Origin of the sequence: Streptomyces sp. NPDC051219, from assembly GCF_040682335.1 — a bacterium.
GTDB lineage: Bacteria > Actinomycetota > Actinomycetes > Streptomycetales > Streptomycetaceae > Streptomyces.
This window is the reverse complement of sequence record NZ_JBFBAS010000055.1, coordinates 17,399-32,792: the sequence shown is the minus strand read 5'-3', so window position 1 is coordinate 32,792 and position 15,394 is coordinate 17,399. Positions and strand designations below refer to the sequence as shown.

At 71.2% G+C, this 15,394-nt stretch carries 14 protein-coding genes; 13 read left to right on the top strand and 1 reads right to left on the bottom strand.

Annotated features, from left to right (window positions below):
* Window positions 1-485: 485 nt before the first annotated feature.
* Window positions 486-1,376, bottom strand: a complete 891-nt coding sequence (locus tag AB0M62_RS32940; RefSeq protein ID WP_366078019.1) for a hypothetical protein — start codon at window positions 1,374-1,376, stop codon at window positions 486-488.
* A gap of 470 nt (window positions 1,377-1,846) precedes the next feature.
* Between AB0M62_RS32940 and AB0M62_RS32935 the strand changes: the two genes are divergently transcribed.
* The 13 genes from AB0M62_RS32935 to fabD all read left to right on the top strand — a co-directional run bounded on the left by AB0M62_RS32935 (window position 1,847) and on the right by fabD (window position 15,369).
* Window positions 1,847-3,334: an FAD-dependent monooxygenase gene (locus tag AB0M62_RS32935; RefSeq protein WP_366078018.1), complete on the top strand. Its 1,488-nt coding sequence runs from the start codon at window positions 1,847-1,849 to the stop codon at window positions 3,332-3,334.
* A 67-nt stretch (window positions 3,335-3,401) separates the two neighbouring features.
* Entirely contained in the window at window positions 3,402-4,055 is a 654-nt protein-coding gene (locus tag AB0M62_RS32930) for a TetR/AcrR family transcriptional regulator (protein WP_366078017.1), read from the top strand.
* 68 nt (window positions 4,056-4,123) lie between these two features.
* On the top strand, window positions 4,124-4,453 hold the full coding sequence (locus tag AB0M62_RS32925) for a TcmI family type II polyketide cyclase (RefSeq protein ID WP_366078016.1): 330 nt from the start codon (window positions 4,124-4,126) through the stop codon (window positions 4,451-4,453).
* 34 nt (window positions 4,454-4,487) lie between these two features.
* Window positions 4,488-5,756: a beta-ketoacyl-[acyl-carrier-protein] synthase family protein gene (locus tag AB0M62_RS32920; protein WP_366078015.1), complete on the top strand. Its 1,269-nt coding sequence runs from the start codon at window positions 4,488-4,490 to the stop codon at window positions 5,754-5,756.
* Complete coding sequence (locus AB0M62_RS32915; RefSeq protein WP_366078014.1) at window positions 5,753-7,006, top strand: ketosynthase chain-length factor; 1,254 nt, start codon at window positions 5,753-5,755, stop codon at window positions 7,004-7,006. The genes AB0M62_RS32920 and AB0M62_RS32915 overlap by 4 nt, the downstream gene beginning before the upstream one ends.
* Window positions 7,007-7,122: 116 nt before the next feature.
* Window positions 7,123-7,392, top strand: a complete 270-nt coding sequence (locus AB0M62_RS32910) for an acyl carrier protein (RefSeq protein ID WP_366078013.1) — start codon at window positions 7,123-7,125, stop codon at window positions 7,390-7,392.
* A gap of 79 nt (window positions 7,393-7,471) precedes the next feature.
* Window positions 7,472-8,260, top strand: a complete 789-nt coding sequence (gene fabG / locus AB0M62_RS32905; RefSeq protein WP_366078012.1) for a 3-oxoacyl-ACP reductase FabG — start codon at window positions 7,472-7,474, stop codon at window positions 8,258-8,260.
* A 31-nt stretch (window positions 8,261-8,291) separates the two neighbouring features.
* Complete coding sequence (locus tag AB0M62_RS32900) at window positions 8,292-9,224, top strand: aromatase/cyclase (RefSeq protein WP_366078011.1); 933 nt, start codon at window positions 8,292-8,294, stop codon at window positions 9,222-9,224.
* A gap of 2 nt (window positions 9,225-9,226) precedes the next feature.
* Window positions 9,227-11,515 carry an SDR family oxidoreductase gene (locus AB0M62_RS32895; RefSeq protein ID WP_366078010.1) on the top strand — a complete coding sequence of 763 codons (2,289 nt, stop codon included), beginning with the start codon at window positions 9,227-9,229 and terminating at the stop codon, window positions 11,513-11,515.
* A 163-nt stretch (window positions 11,516-11,678) separates the two neighbouring features.
* Window positions 11,679-13,097 carry an MFS transporter gene (locus AB0M62_RS32890; protein WP_366078009.1) on the top strand — a complete coding sequence of 473 codons (1,419 nt, stop codon included), beginning with the start codon at window positions 11,679-11,681 and terminating at the stop codon, window positions 13,095-13,097.
* Window positions 13,094-13,570 (top strand): acyl carrier protein, encoded by a 477-nt coding sequence (locus AB0M62_RS32885; protein ID WP_366078008.1) that lies wholly within the window; start codon window positions 13,094-13,096, stop codon window positions 13,568-13,570. Before AB0M62_RS32890 ends, AB0M62_RS32885 begins: the two co-directional genes overlap by 4 nt.
* Window positions 13,567-14,343 carry a 4'-phosphopantetheinyl transferase superfamily protein gene (locus AB0M62_RS32880; protein WP_366078007.1) on the top strand — a complete coding sequence of 259 codons (777 nt, stop codon included), beginning with the start codon at window positions 13,567-13,569 and terminating at the stop codon, window positions 14,341-14,343. The genes AB0M62_RS32885 and AB0M62_RS32880 overlap by 4 nt, the downstream gene beginning before the upstream one ends.
* Window positions 14,344-14,412: 69 nt before the next feature.
* A complete protein-coding gene (gene fabD, locus AB0M62_RS32875) occupies window positions 14,413-15,369 on the top strand; it encodes an ACP S-malonyltransferase (RefSeq protein ID WP_366078006.1) in 957 nt (318 codons plus the stop codon).
* Window positions 15,370-15,394: the final 25 nt, after the last annotated feature.

Below are 15,394 nucleotides of genomic sequence, written 5' to 3'. Positions count from 1 at the left end.
TCAACGCCCACCGCTCCGGCACCATCAAGGGCCTGGCCGCCGAGGTCGGCGCCTCCGTCACCTCCGGCGCCACCATCTGCGAAATCAAGGACTGATCCCGTCCCCCGCCGGTGCGGGCCGGGCCGCACGCGTCCTCACACTCCCCACCGACCGCCACGGCGGCCGGGCCCGCACCGCTGCGCATGGAGTGCGCCGGATGTCACTTCGAGTGGACCGGCGGCCTCACCGATCACGGGGCGTGCCGAACAACTGGGTGTACGTGTGCGGCCCGACCCGGCAGCGCCGAGCCGGGCCGCACATGAGCGCGGTACCGGACCGCTCCGGGCAGCGCGCAGATGCCCCCCACGCCGTCGGCGAATACCCGGAGCGCCGGGGTCGCGTGGCGCCACATGGCCGAGCAGGAACGTCACTGGTGACGCGGCGGGGCAGCGGGAGCAGGCACAGGGCCACCCCTTGTGTCCGCCTTGTGTCCGCCCGGACAGGACCTAACCGCGCGCCGCGCGCCCGCCGAGCGTCCGGCGGACGTCCTCGTCGTGGTACCGGGTGCGGCCGGCCCTGGTGCGGCGGCGCCACTGCTGTTCACTGGCGTGCCGGTAGACGCTGCCAGGGGCAATGCCCCACATCCGGGCGATGTCCGCGGCCCCGACCCAGCGCACCGCGGCGTCGGCGGCGTCCTCGGTATCCGCGGCGCTCTCGCCCGCGTCGGGCACCGTACGGCGGCCGCCGGCCATGCGGCGGCTCAACTGCAGCCACTCGTGACCCAGCCAGCGGTGGGCCGGGTCCGCGTCACAGATGATCTCGGCCGGTACCTGAGGGCGCTGCGACCGTACGGTGGCCGTCAGACCACCGCGGCAGTCCGGCTCCACACACGTGCCGATCGGCACCCGGCGCAGCGGGTCCGGGTCGATCACCCGGCGCGCACGGCGGACCAGCCGGGCCACCTCCTCGGAGACGTCTGCCGCGGCCTGGTGCCCACCGAGCCAGCCGGCGTGCCGTGCCAGGAACAGGGCGAGCGCGGAGACCGTCCCTCCGGGCGCGGTGACCCGCCGCTCCGCGACGACCACAGCCGCCCACGAGCGGAGCACGCCCTGGATCGCCGAACGAGTCTCGGCGGCCGCCGTGTTGAAGGGCATACCGGGCAGCGGGCCACCTGACGTCCGCTCACGCGGCTGATCGGAACCGCCGAGCCGCAGACCGCACTCCTCATACAGCCGAGGCAGTCCCCGCAGATCGAGGGCGAGGCGGTCCCAGCAGCCGGAGCACAGCCGGGACGCCGCCTCGGCGCAGCGGCGGGCCCGGCCCGCAGCCTCCTGCCGGCGGCAGCCCGCCCCCTCGCACACGGTCAGCACGGTGGCCGTTCCGAATGTCTGACTCACTTGAATCCCCCCATGTCGTCGGACGGCGGCAACGCTATTTCCGGCATTCGCCGCCGGGCAAGGCATGGGGCTGCTATTTGTGAGTTCCGTGTAGTCGATTTCGGCGCGGCCTGGGGAACCTGTACGGGAATTCTCGTGTGCGCCACGCGGCACGCGGCACGGGTCGCGCGGCTCCTGCCGCTCCCGGCCGATTCCGCCATCTGCCCCGGCTCCGCACCGATCTGGAGTGGCGCAGGTCACAAAAAATGCTCGCCCCGTTGCGGAAACAATCCGGTCTTACATGTCTCTGACAGAACCTGACATAGATCTGAATGAATGCGGGTTGACCCGTCCGGTGAAAGCGAAGAAGCTCATCCATAACCTCCGCTGAACTGTGTTGATTTCCGGTTCTCACGACGCCTTCGTCGTCAATGCGGCAGCCAAGCCATTTTCTTTTGGCGTATATCCCGATCACACCCAAGGAGAGGCACATGGACGCTGCGGTGATCATCGCGGGCGCCGGTCCGGCCGGGCTGATGCTCGCCGGTGAACTTCGGCTCGCGGGAGTTGACGTCATTGTCCTGGAGCGACTGGCGGAGCGCACCGGTGAGTCCCGTGGACTGGGCTTCACCGCGCGCACCATGGAGGTCTTCGACCAGCGCGGCCTGCTGCCCCGCTTCGGCGAGATCGAGACCAGCAACCAGGGCCACTTTGGCGGTCTGCCGGTGGACTACGGGGTGCTCGAGGGCGCCTGGCAGGCGGCCAAGACCGTCCCCCAGTCCGTCACCGAGACCAAGCTCGAGGAGTGGGTCACCGACCTGGGCGCGGACATCCGGCGCAGCCACGAACTGCTGTCCTTCACGGACGACGGCGACGGCGTGGAGGTCGAGGTCCGCGGCCCCGAAGGCGTCCACACCCTGCGCGCCTCCTACCTGGTGGGCTGCGACGGAGGCCGCAGCACCATACGCAAGGCGGCCGGCTTCGACTTCCCGGGTACGGCCGCGACGCTGGAGATGTACCTCGCGGACGTGAAGGGGCTCGACCTCGAACCCCGCATGATCGGCGAGACCCTCCCCGGCGGCATGGTCATGGTCGGCCCGCTGCCCGGAGGCATCACCCGCCTCATCGTCTGCGAGCGCGGCACTCCGCCCCAGCGGCGCACCACGCCTCCCACCTTCGAAGAGGTGGCGGCGGCCTGGAAGCGCCTCACGGGCAGCGACATCTCGCACGGTGAACCGGTGTGGGTCAGCGCGTTCGGCGACGCCACCCGTCAGGTCGCCGAATACCGTCGCGGCCGGGTCATCCTCGCCGGCGACTCCGCGCACATCCACCTGCCCGCCGGCGGACAGGGCATGAACACCAGCATCCAGGACGCGGTCAACCTCGGCTGGAAGCTGGCCGCGGTCGTCAACGGCTGGGCGCCGTCCGGCCTGTTGGACACCTACCACGGCGAGCGGCACCCGGTCGGCAAGCGTCTTCTGATGAACACCCGGGCACAGGGCCTGCTCTTCCTCAGCGGTCCGGAAGTACAGCCGCTGCGCGACGTGCTGAACGAACTGATCACCTACAGGGACGTCAGCCGCCACCTGGCCGGCATGGTCAGCGGACTGGAGATCACCTACGACGTCGGCAGCGGCAGTCACCCGCTGCTCGGCAAGCGCATGCCGCACCTCGAGCTGGTCGGCGAGACCCGCAAGACCAGCAGCACCGAGCTGCTCCACGCCGGACGCGGTGTCCTGCTCGACCTGACGGACAACGCCCGCCTGCGCGACCGGGCCGCGGCCTGGTCCCGACGCGTCGACATCGTGACGGCGGCCCCGCACGGTGTCGCCGAGGACACTCCGCTGCACGGCACCGCCGCCGTGCTGATCCGCCCCGACGGGTACGTCGCGTGGGCCGCCCCGGGCAGCCACCACGACCTGCCCATGGCCCTGGAGCGATGGTTCGGCAGCCCCGCCACCGGACGCGTCGCCCTGTAGGGGTGCTTCGGCATAAGGACCACTCCCCGTCGGCCCCGCTGTCGCCCGACCGTTTCAGGAGGCACGCATGACGACCTTTACCGCACCCGCCCCGCGCCCAGGATCCGCGGAGGAGGGCCGCGCCATCGAGCGGGCCGCGCTCAAGGTATTCGCCCGCGACGGATGCACCCGGGCCCGCCTGGAGAGCGTCGCGGCCGAGGCCGGCGTATCCGAGAGCACCCTTCTGACGCACTTCCGGGACCTGGACCAGCTCCTGCTGTCGGTGGTCCTGTCCAGTGCCGCTTCTGTGGCCACCGCCCTGTCCACCGTTGCCGACCGCCACCTGTCCCAGGTCACCGACCTGGAGGCCGATCTCGTCGCCTTCGGCCGGGCCTGGCAGCAGCCGCTGCTGGACTTCCCGGACCACTTCCGACTCGTACGACAGATCGGCGCGGAGATCGACCGGTTGCCGGCCCAGGTGATCGAGGTGTGGCGCAACGTCGGTCCGCAGCAGGCCCAGCACGTGCTGGCCCACCACCTGTGCAAGCTCGCCGGGCGGGGCCTGCTCGACGTCGAGGACGCAGGCCGGGCCGCGGGCCGCTTCATCCTCCTCGTGGCCAGCCCGGTCGCCCACCGGTCGTTCCACGGCGCCCTTCCCCTCACCGACGAGGAGACCCACGAGATCGTCGCCGACGGCGTCCGGGACTTTGTGCGCCTCTACCGGCCCGCGGCGGGCCGCTGACCCGAGAAGGCACCCCCGGACGGCCCGCGCGCCGGTCCGGCAGACCGACCAAGGAAGAGAGAAGACACATGCACAGCACCCTCATCGTGGCGCGTATGGACCCCGCAGCCGGCGTGGACGTGGCCCGGCTCTTCGGCGAGTTCGACTCCACCGACATGCCGCACCGCATGGGCACCCGGCGCCGCCAGTTGTTCTCGTACCGGGGCCTGTACTTCCACCTGCAGGACTTCGACGGCGACAACGGCGGAGAGCTCATCGAGCAAGCCAAGTCCGACCCGCGCTTCGTCGGGATCAGCGAGGACCTCAAGCCCTTCATCGAGGCCTACGACCCGGCGACCTGGCGTTCGCCGGCGGACGCGATGGCCACCCGCTTCTACAACTGGACGGCGTCCTCGTGAAGCCGTCCCCCGACATGAGGGGAGGCGACCTCTAGTGGGGCGCCGGGTAGTAATCACTGGAATCGGAGTGCTCGCGCCGGGCGGTATCGGCGCCAAGAACTTCTGGAGTCTGCTCAGCGAGGGCCGTACGGCGACGCGGGGCATCACCTTCTTCGACCCCTCCTCGTTCCGCTCCCAGGTCGCGGCCGAGGCGGACTTCGACGCCGAACTGCACGGCCTGAGCCCGCAGGAGATCCGGCGAATGGACCGCGCCGCCCAGTTCGGCGTCGTGACCGCCCGCGAGGCGCTGGTGGACAGCGGTCTGGATCTGGCCGGGTTCGATCCGCACCGCACCGGGGTGACCATCGGCAGCGCGGTCGGCGCGACCACCGGACTCGACGACGAATACCGAGTGGTCAGCGACGGCGGCCGGCTCGACCTCGTCGACCACACCTACACCCCGCAGCATCTGTACAACCACTTCGTGCCGAGCTCGTTCTCGGCCGAGGTCGCCTGGGCGGTCGGCGCGGAGGGCCCCAACACGGTGGTCTCCACCGGCTGCACCTCAGGTCTCGACTCGGTCGGCCACGCCGTCGAGCTGATCCGCGAGGGCACCGCCGACGTGATGATCGCCGGCGCCACCGATGCGCCGATCTCGCCCATCACGATGGCCTGCTTCGATGCGATCAAGGCGACCACTCCTCGCAACGACGACCCCGAGCACGCGTCGCGGCCGTTCGACGGCACCCGTAACGGGTTCGTACTCGGCGAGGGGTCCGCCGTGTTCGTCCTGGAGGAGCTGACGGCCGCCCGCAGGCGCGGCGCCCACATCTACGCCGAGATCGCCGGCTACGCCTCCCGCTGCAACGCCTTCCACATGACCGGACTGCGTCCCGACGGCCGGGAGATGGCCGAGGCGATCCGCGTCGCGCTCGACGAGGCACGGATGAACCCCGAGGCCATCGACTACATCAACGCACACGGCTCCGGCACCAAGCAGAACGACCGCCACGAGACCGCGGCGTTCAAGCTGAGCCTCGGCGAGCACGCCTACCGCACGCCGGTCAGCTCCATCAAGTCGATGGTGGGCCACTCGCTCGGCGCGATCGGCTCCATCGAGATCGCCGCGTCCGTGCTGGCGATGGAGAACAACGTGGTGCCACCCACCGCGAACCTGCACACTCCCGACCCCGAGTGCGACCTCGACTACGTGCCGCTCACCGCCCGTGAGCACATCACGGACGCGGTGCTGACGGTGGGCAGCGGGTTCGGCGGATTCCAGAGCGCGATGGTGCTGGCCCGTCCCGAAAGGAGCGCCGCATGAGCGCCGACACCCCCAAGACCGTCGTCACCGGCATCGGCGTCGCCACACCCAACGGGCTCGGCGTGGACGACTTCTGGGCGGCCACCCGGATCGGCAAGAACGCCATCGGCCGCGTCACGCGGTTCGACCCGACGCAGTACCCGTCCCGCCTGGCCGGCGAGATTCAGGGCTTCGTCGCCGAGGACCACCTGCCGAACCGGCTGATTCCACAGACCGACCGGATGACCCGGCTCGCTCTGATCGCCGCCGACTGCGCCTTCGAGGACGCGGGTGTCAGGCCGGGCGACATCCCCGAGTTCGACATGGGGGTGGTGACCGCAAGCACCTCCGGCGGCTTCGAGTTCGGCCAGAACGAGCTGAAGAAGCTGTGGAGCCAGGGCAGTCAGTACGTCAGCGCCTACCAGTCCTTCGCCTGGTTCTACGCGGTCAACAGCGGCCAGATCTCGATCCGCAACGGCATGCGCGGTCCGAGTGGCGTCGTCGTCAGCGACCAGGCCGGCGGACTCGACGCCATCGCCCAGGCCCGCCGGCAGATCCGCAAGGGCAGCAAGCTGATCTTTTCCGGCGGTTTCGACGCCTCGATCTGCCCGTGGGGCTGGGTCGCGCAGCTCGCCAACGGCCGTATGAGCACCAGCGACGATCCCGACCGGGCCTACGTGCCCTTCGATGCCGAGGCCAGTGGCTACGTGCCGGGTGAGGGCGGGGCGCTGCTCATCCTGGAGGACGCCGACGCGGCCCGTTCGCGTGGCGCGCAGAACATCTACGGTGAGATCTCCGGCTACGCGTCGACGTTCGACCCGAAGCCCGACCGGGTCCGCCCCGGTTCGGAGTCCGGGGTTGGCCGCGAGCCCGGTCTGCGCCGGGCGATCGAACTCGCGCTGGCGGACGCCGGACTCGCACCGGATCAGATCGATGTGGTGTTCGCCGACGCGGCGGGCACGCCCGAGCTGGACCGTGTCGAGGCCGAGGCGATCAGTGCCGTGTTCGGCCCGGGACGGGTGCCGGTGACCGCGCCCAAGACGATGACCGGCCGGCTGTACTCGGGCGCCGCGCCCGTGGACGTCGTCTCCGCGGTGCTGTCCATGCGCGAGGGCCTGATCCCGCCCACCACCAACGTGACCCTGTCGCCCGAGTACGACATCGACCTGGTCACCACCCAGCCGCGCACCGCGTCCGTTCGCGCTGCGCTCGTCCTCGCCCGCGGCTACGGCGGCTTCAACTCCGCCGTCGTCGTCCGGGCCGTCGACTAGGACCGGACACCCCCGGTCCCCACCGACCGGCGCCCACCGCCGATCCTCCCCCGGTCGACGGTGGGCGCTTCTCGTTCGCCCGCGGGCCGTTTCCACCAACCCAGGAAGGAATCCCCATGTCCACCAAGGAATTCACGCTCGACGACCTCAAGCGCATCCTCCTCGAAGGAGCCGGCGCCGACGAGGGCGTCGACCTCGACGGCGACATCCTCGACACCGACTTCGAGGAGCTGGGCTACGAGTCGCTGGCCCTGCTGGAGACCGCCGGCCGCATCGAGCGCGAGTACGCCATTGCCCTCGACGACGACGTCTTCGCCGAGAACCCCACCCCGCGCGGCCTGATAGCCGCCGTCAACGCACACCTCCAGGAATCCGTGGCGGCCTGACCGCCCGGCGGCCGCCGTGCCGGCGCACACCGGCCCGGCGGCCGCGTCCTTCGCAACCACCCACGGGAGAAGAGACAAGATGTCGCAGCAGGACCAGCGGGTCGCGCTCGTCACCGGCGCCACCAGCGGAATCGGCCTGGCCTCCGCCCGGCTCCTGGCCACGCAGGGACACAAAGTGTTCCTCGGCGCGCGCAACGCCGAGAACGTGGCCTCGACCGTCAAGCAGCTTCAGGACGAGGGCCTGGAGGCCGACGGCACCACCCTCGACGTCCGTTCCTCCGACGACGCGCGCGCCTTCGTACAGGCCGCCGTCGACCGCTTCGGCACCGGCGTCGACGTACTGGTGAACAACGCCGGCCGCAGCGGCGGCGGCGTCACCGCCGACATCGACGACGAGCTGTGGCTGGACGTCATCGAGACCAACCTCAACAGCGTCTTCCGGCTGACCCGCGAGGTGCTCACCACCGGCGGCATGCGCCACAAGAACCGCGGCCGGATCATCAACATCGCCTCCACCGCGGGCAAGCAGGGTGTCGTCCTCGGTGCGCCGTACTCGGCGTCCAAGCACGGCGTCGTCGGCTTCACCAAGGCCCTCGGCAACGAGCTGGCGCCCACCGGCATCACCGTCAACGCGGTCTGCCCCGGCTACGTGGAGACCCCGATGGCCCAGCGCGTGCGCCAGGGCTACGCCGCCGCGTACAGCGCCACCGAGGAGGCCATCCTCGAGAAGTTCCAGGCCAAGATCCCGCTCGGCCGCTACTCCACGCCGGAGGAGGTCGCGGGTCTCGTCGGCTATCTCGCCTCCGACACGGCGGCCTCCATCACCTCGCAGGCGCTGAACGTCTGCGGCGGTCTCGGCAACTTCTGACCCGCACCGACGGACAAGGACACCGCAACCCATGACCAAAGAGGTCGAGCACGAGATCACCGTGCAAGCCCCCGCCACCGAGGTCTACCGCCTGATCGCCGAGGTGGAGAACTGGCCCCGGATCTTCCCGCCCACCGTGTACGTCGACCATGTCGAGCGTGGTGAGAACGAGGAGCGCATCCGTATCTGGGCCACCGCCAACGGCGAGGTCAAGAACTGGACCTCGCGCCGCACCCTCGACCCCGAGGCGCTGCGCATCACATTCCGCCAGGAGGTCTCTGCCCCGCCGGTCGCCTCGATGGGCGGGACCTGGATCATCGAGCCGCTCTCCGAGGGCGAGTCCAGGATCCGGCTGCTGCACGACTACCGGGCGATCGACGACGACCCCGAGAACCTGAAGTGGATCGACGAAGCCGTCGACCGCAACTCCCGCTCGGAGCTGGCCGCCCTCAAGACCAACGTCGAACTGGCTCATGCCGCCGCCGAGGTGACGTTCTCCTTCGAGGACACCATCCGGGTGAACGGCTCCGCCAAGGACCTCTTCGACTTCATCAACGAGGCGGACCGGTGGCAGGAGCGGCTGCCGCACGTGGCCACCGTCCGTCTCGAGGAGGTCTCCCCGGGACTGCAGATCCTGGAGATGGACACCCGCGCCAAGGACGGCTCCACGCACACCACCAAGTCGTACCGGGTGTGCTTCCCGCACCACAGGATCGCCTACAAGCAGGTCACGCTGCCGGCGCTGATGACTCTGCACACCGGCTACTGGACATTCGCGGAGACCGAGGACGGCGTCGCCGCCTCCTCGCAGCACACCGTCGTGCTGAACACCGAGAACATCACCCGTGTCCTCGGACCCGACGCCGGCGTCGCCGAGGCGCGGGAGTACGTCCGGACAGCCCTCAGCACCAACAGCCGGGCCACCCTCGGCCACGCCAAGAACTACGCCGAGCAGCAGCACTGACCATGGCCGGCGACTACACGGAGACCCAGGTGGTCGTGGTCGGCGCCGGACCCGTCGGGCTGATGCTCGCGGGTGAACTGCGCCTGGCCGGAGCGGAGGTGGTCGTCCTCGAGCGGCTGACCGCCCCCACGACGGAGTCGCGGGCGTCGACCCTGCACGCCCGCACCATGGAGATCCTCGACAGCCGTGGCCTGCTCGACGGGCTGGGTCCGGTCCCGAACGACGTCATGGGGCACTTCGGGGGCATCCCGCTCGACCTCACTCTCCCCGGCCCCCACCCGGGCCAGTGGAAGGTCCCACAGGTCCGCACCGAGGAACTGCTGGGGGACTGGGCGACCGGCCTGGGCGCGGTCATCCTGCGCGGCCACGAGCTGCGCGGGCTGACCGTGACCCAGGACTACGCCGAGGCCGAGGCACTCGGCCCGGACGGCCCCGCACGGCTGCGCGCCAAGTGTGTCGTCGGCTGCGACGGGGAGAACAGCACCGTCCGCCGCCTCGGCGGATTCGACTTCCCCGGCGCCGACGCGTCCCGCGAACTGATCCGCGCGGACGTGGCCGGCATCGAGATTCCGAACCGCCGGTTCCAGCGGCTGGAGCACGGACTCGCCATCGCCGCACGCCGTCCCGACGGAGTGACACGTGTGATGGTGCACGAGTTCGGGCGCACCGTCCGGCCCCGCACCGGGGACCCGGAGTTCTCGGAGATCGTGGATGCCTGGAAGCGCGTCACCGGCGAGGACATCGGCGGCGGAACCCCGGTGTGGGTCAACGCCTTCGGCGACGTCTCCCGGCAGGCCACGCAGTACCGCGACTTCCGCCTCTTTCTTGCGGGGGACGCCGCCCACGCCCAGATGCCGATCGGCGGGCAGGCTCTCAACCTCGGCCTGCAGGACGCCGTCAACCTCGGCTGGAAGCTGGCCGCGCAGGTCGCCGAACGCGGTCCCGAAGGGCTGCTGGACAGCTACCACTCGGAGCGTCACGCGGTCGGCCGGCGTGTTCTCGGCAACATCGGGGCGCAGGCCCTGCTCCTGCTGGGCGGCCCGGAGGTCGAAGCCGTCCGGGGTGTCTTCGGCGAGCTCGTCCGACAGGACGACGTACGCACCCACCTGGCCGGGATGATCTCCGGCCTGGACATCCGCCACGACGTGGGCCCGGGCGGGCATCCCCTGCTCGGCGCCCGCCTGCCGCATGCCGAACTGGCCGTCGCCGGCGGCCGGACCACCACCACGGCGCTGCTGCGCTCCGGCCGTGGACTGCTGCTCGACATGTCGGGCGACGAGCACCACCGCGCCCGGCCGCTCGGCACGGCCGCGCCGTGGGCGGGCCGGGTGGACGCCGTGGCCGCCGAACTCCTGCCGGAAAGCGGCGCGTTCGCCGGTGCCGGCGCCGTTCTCGTTCGCCCGGACGGATACGTCGCGTGGGCCGGCTCGGACGGCGAAGCGGATCTCACCACCGCCCTGCACCGCTGGTTCGGTGCCCCGGCGGTCTCAGTAACGGCCAACAACTCCAAGAAGCGGAGAGTACACAACATGGGCAGGCTCACCGGTAGGACAGCGCTGGTCACGGGCTCGAGCCGGGGCATCGGCCGGGCGACGGCCGCGCGCCTCGCGCAGGAGGGCGCACTGGTCGCGGTGCACTACTCCTCCAACAAGGAGGCGGCCGACGAGGTCGTCGCCTCGATCGAGAAGGACGGTGGCCGGGCCTTCGCGGTCCGTGCCGAACTGGGCACCCCCGGCGACGTGCACGAGCTCTTCGTCGGCCTGGAGGACGGCCTGAAGGAGCGCACCGGCACGACCGATCTGCACATCCTGGTCAACAACGCCGGGGTGATGGGGGGCGTGGCCCCCGAGGACACCACGCCCGAGCAGTTCGACCGCCTCGTCGCGGTGAACGCCAAGGCGCCGTTCTTCATCATCCAGCGCGCGCTGAAGAGCATGCCCAACGGCGGGCGCATCATCAACATCTCCTCGGGCCTCACCCGGTTCGCGAACCCCCAGGAAATCGCGTACGCGATGACCAAGGGGGCCGTCGAGATGCTCGCCCTGCACTACGCCAAGGCGCTCGGCCCGCGGGGCATCACCGTCAACAGCGTGGCACCGGGCATCACCCGCAACGGCAACCCGGCCTTCGACATCCCCGAGGTCGTCGAGCAGATGGCGGCCCTGTCCACGTTCAACCGGGTCGGCGAGCCGCAGGACGTCGGTGACGTCGTGGCCTTCCTCGCCACCGACGACGCGCGCTGGATCACCGGCGCCTTCATCGACGCCAGCGGCGGCACGCTGCTCGGCTGACCGACGTCGGCGCAACCACGTCCCCCGTGGCGCCGACCAGGCCCTGTCCGGGCGGTCTTCGGCATGACAGGACCGTCCGTACAGGGCCCCCGGGCCGGCCGCGGGCACCGCTCGCGGCCGGCCTCCCCGTGTCCCGCACCAGCCCTCACGGCGGAACAGGATCATGACTCTTCCGACGAGTACCCCGAGCCACCACCGGCCCCCGTCCGCCGACGCGGCATGGAGGCCCGCCCTGTGGGGGCTGTTGTTCGTCCTCGCGGGCAACATGCTCATCGACGCCCTCGAAGTGTCCGTCGCGATCGTGGCCCTGCCCGCAGTCGGCGACGACCTCGGCCTGCCGGCCGGCGAGCAGCACTGGGTGGTGACGGGATTCGCCGTCGGCTTCGGCGCGTTGATGCTGTTCGGCACCAGAGTCGTGGCGCTGCTGGGCCGCCGGCGCGTCTATCTGGCGGCCCTGCTCGTGTTCGCCGCGGCCTCGCTGGCCTCGGCCCTCGCCGACAGCCTCGTACCACTGGTGGCCACCCGCCTGGTGAAGGGTTTCTGTGCCGCCCTCACCGCCCCCACCGGACTGGCCATCATCGCGGCGACCTTTCCCGAGGGCCGCGCCCGAAGCCGTGCGGTCTCCGTCTACACCCTCTTCGGTGCCAGCGGCTTCTCCGCCGGGCTGCTGCTCTCGGGTCTGCTCACCGAGGAGAGCTGGCGGTGGACCTTCGCCTTCCCCGCTCCGGTCGCCCTGCTGCTCTTCCTGTGCGGGCTGCGCCTCATCCCCCGCGACACACCCCCCGAAAGCCTGCGCCGGGGGTACGACGCGGCCGGCGCTGTCACCCTGTCCGGCGGCACCCTGTTCCTGGTGTACGCGATCACGTCCGTACCCACCACCGGCTGGCACCACGCGCGCACGCTCGCCGCCTTCGCAGCCGCGGCCGCGCTGCTCGTCCTCTTCGTACGGATCGAACTCACCGTCCCCCACCCGCTGATGCGGCTCGAGCTGCTCGCCCACCGGCCGCTGCTGAGGTCCGCACTCGGCGCGGCCGCACTCAACGGTTCGTACCTCGGGCTGCTGCTGCTCAGTACCCTGCGGCTGCAGCAGTCGGCGGGCTGGTCACCCCTGCGGACCGCTCTGGCCTTCCTGCCGGCCGCCGCCCCCCTCGCCCTGTCGGCCCTGCACTCCGGACGCATGGTCGCCCGCTTCGGCCCGGCCAGGCTGATCGCCCTCGGTGCCGTCTTCCCACCGCTCGGCTACGCCTGGTACCTGCGGCTGGACACGCCTGTGAGCTACGCGGCCGACGTCCTCCCCACCATGCTGCTGGTCGGCGCGGGCTTCGCGCTCTCCTTCACGGCGCTGCACATACAGGCCACCTCCGCTGTTCCGGCGGACCGCCAGGCTGCTGTCGGCGGCCTCTATCAGAGCGCCGTCCAGATGGGTGCCGTACTGACGCTCGCCCTGGTGGCCGCGCTGCAGCCGGCCGGGCATCGCCCTGCCGTCCTCCTCATCACCGCGGTCGGCGTCCTCGGCCTGCTCGTCGCGCTCACCGGGGTCCTGCCCCGTACCACCGACAGACACACTCCGGAGGAGACATGACCGACGACACCCGCCTCGACACCTGGAAGGGGTGGGATGACTGGTACGACGCCGACGACGCAGATCACGCAGCCAACGCAGCCGCGGACGACGCGCCGAGGAAGGCCGAGGTCACCGCACCCGATCCCGCCGCCCTGGCGCTCGCCGACCACGCCGAACGCACCCGCATCGTGGACCAGTACGTCCGCGAGGAGATCGGCCGCGTACTCGGCGTCGCCCCACATCTCATCGACACCAGCGGCCGCCCCATGCGCAGCCTCGGAGTCGGCTCCATCATGGGGATGGAACTCCAGCACCGCATGGAAGCCGCCCTGCACGTCGAGGTGAACCTCCAGCGGCTGCTGCTCGCCAACAGCGCGGCCGAGCTGATCGACTGCCTGGCCGGGCAGCTCGGCGGAGACGGACACACCCACCCGCACGCAGCACGGACCTCCGCACGTCACCGGCGCACCGGCGCCCCGGTCACGGCATGACCGGGCGAGCGGCGGTCCTGACACCCGCGGTCGAGGCACGGCAGGTGGACCTCTGGCTGCTGCGCCCTCCCAAGGCGGACAGTGCGGCGGCCCTCGACCAGTGCGAACTCGACGACGCCGAACGACACCGCGCGGCGTCGTTCATCCGGCCGGCCGACGGACTGCTGTACGCATCGGCGCACATCGCCCTGCGGCGGCTGCTCGGGGCCTACCTGGGAATCGCGCCGCAGGACGTGCCCTTCGTCCGGCAGCCCTGCCCCGGCTGCGGCGAACCGCATGGCAGACCAGCCGTCGCCACCACCGATCCGCCCCTGCACTTCTCCCTGTCGCACAGCAGCGGTCTCGCTCTTGTGGGCATCGCGGCCACGACCGTGGGCGTGGACCTGGAGAAGCTGCCCGGGGCCGAAACCGTCGAGATCTGCACGGAGGCCCTCCACCCCGACGAGCGCGCCGAACTGGCCGCCGCACCGCGCGAGGAGCGACGGGAGATGTTCGGCAGATTCTGGACCCGCAAGGAGGCCTACCTCAAGGGGCTCGGCACCGGACTGAGCCGCTCCCCCTCCCAGGACTACCTGGGCTCCGACGTCCGTCGCAGGCCCGTCGGATGGTCGCTCGCCGACATCCCCTGCGGGCCCCGCCACGCTGCCGCCTTCGCCCTCGCGGGGGACGCCCCGACGGACACGTCCGTCCGCCGGCTGCCTCCCGACTGGCTCCGCACCGACGACGCCGGAGGTCTCTTCGCCGCCCTGGTGCGGGACGAGAACCCTGCGTGACGGCGGGTCCTCCACGGCCGGAACGGCCCCGCACGGCAGGCCAACTCACCGAAAGAGAGTCGATGTGCCATGACCAGGACCGCCTTCGTCTTCCCGGGCCAGGGTTCACAGCGCGTGGGCATGGGCCGCCACCTCCTCGAGCGGTGGCCCGATCTGATCGACGCCTACTACCGCCCCGCCGACGACCTGCTGGGCTTCCCGCTGTCCCGGCTGTGCTGGGAGGGACCGCGCTCGGCCCTGCACGACACCTCGCTGATCCAGCCCGCCGTCTTCCTCACCAGTGTGGTCACCATCGAGGCCCTGCGCCGCGAGGGGGTGCGGCCCGATGTCGTCGCCGGACACAGCGTCGGGGAGTACGCGGCGCTGGTCTGCGCCGGCGCCCTCGACTGGCAGGAGGCACTCTGGCTGGTACGCCAGCGCGGTGAGCTCATGGCCACGGTCAACGACCTCGTGCCGGGCGCGATGGCCGCCGTCATCGGTCTCGATACGACGACGCTGGAGCGGATCTGCGAGCGAGTCGCCCTGACCACCGGCCAGGTTGTCGAAGTCGCCAACGACAACGAGCCCGCCCAGCTGGTGGTCTCGGGCCAGGCCGAGGCCGTCGCGGCGGCGATGAAGGAGGCCCGGGCCCTCGGCGCCCGGGCGGTCGACCTCAAGGTCCCGGTGTCGCTCCACAGCACCCTGATGGGCGGCGCCGAGGCCGAGTTCACCGAAGCGCTGCTGGACACCCGGTTCCGCGACCCGCAGATCCCGGTGCTCTCCGCCGTCACGGCGAGCCCGGTGACGAGCGCCGCCGAGGCGTCCGCCGTACTGCGCCGCCAGCTCACCGCACGGGTCCACTGGACCGGCACGGTGCGCGGCCTGCTGGAACGGGGAGTGGACCGGTTCGTCGAAGTGGGTCCCGGCAGGGTGCTCGGGGGCCTGTGCCGCCGGATCGCACCCGGGGCGCAGATCCGTACGACGGACAACGCCCGCCACCTCGCCCTGGCCACCGCGGCGTTCGCCACCGCCGGCAGTGCCGTCTGACCACGACCGAACACGGGATGGGAGC